We start from the raw sequence: 467 nt of genomic DNA, 5'->3' as shown, positions 1-467 counted from the left end.
CAGTGACTATTTCTCTGGGAGTTGCGCAACTCAGCCCGGGAGAAACAGCGGCAAGCCTGATTCAGCGTGCAGACAAAGCGCTCTATCAGGCCAAGCGCCTGGGCCGCAACCGTGTCGATATCGCACAGGCAGACGACACGATTTATTGAGGTTGGCTACGAGCGGAGTCTTCAGGAATACCGTACGGCGCTATTGGTATCTCACCGTGACGGACGCTTTACGGCCGACTACCACCAACAAGAGCGGGTATTCTCAACACCTTGTTGGCAGCGGTGATGTAAATCCAGTGCTGTGAACCGGTAGAACAGAATGCAAGATTGCCGGTGTCTTTCGCCGTCACCTTTATTTTCCCCAGCAACTCGCCGCTGGCAGAGAACACCTGAATGCCCTCTTTGCTGCTGCTCCAGACGTTGCCCTGCGCGTCGACCTTGAGTCCGTCAGGGATGCCGGGGGCAATCTCGGCAAAC

General features: G+C 56.3%; 2 protein-coding genes. One reads left to right on the top strand and one right to left on the bottom strand.

The genetic code is table 11. The features are described 5' to 3' along the window. The coding region (locus tag ALO43_RS29470; RefSeq protein ID WP_157062357.1) for a diguanylate cyclase domain-containing protein at positions 1-149 on the top strand (149 nt) is incomplete at its 5' end. A 68-nt stretch (positions 150-217) separates the two neighbouring features. Here the strand turns inward: ALO43_RS29470 and ALO43_RS22615 are convergent. Then, the coding region (locus tag ALO43_RS22615) for an SMP-30/gluconolactonase/LRE family protein (protein ID WP_174518519.1) at positions 218-467 on the bottom strand (250 nt) is incomplete at its 5' end.

Source organism: Pseudomonas tremae, from assembly GCF_001401155.1.
GTDB lineage: Bacteria > Pseudomonadota > Gammaproteobacteria > Pseudomonadales > Pseudomonadaceae > Aquipseudomonas > Aquipseudomonas tremae.
Note: the sequence above shows the minus strand (reverse complement) of the source record. Positions and strands in the feature narration are given on the sequence as shown.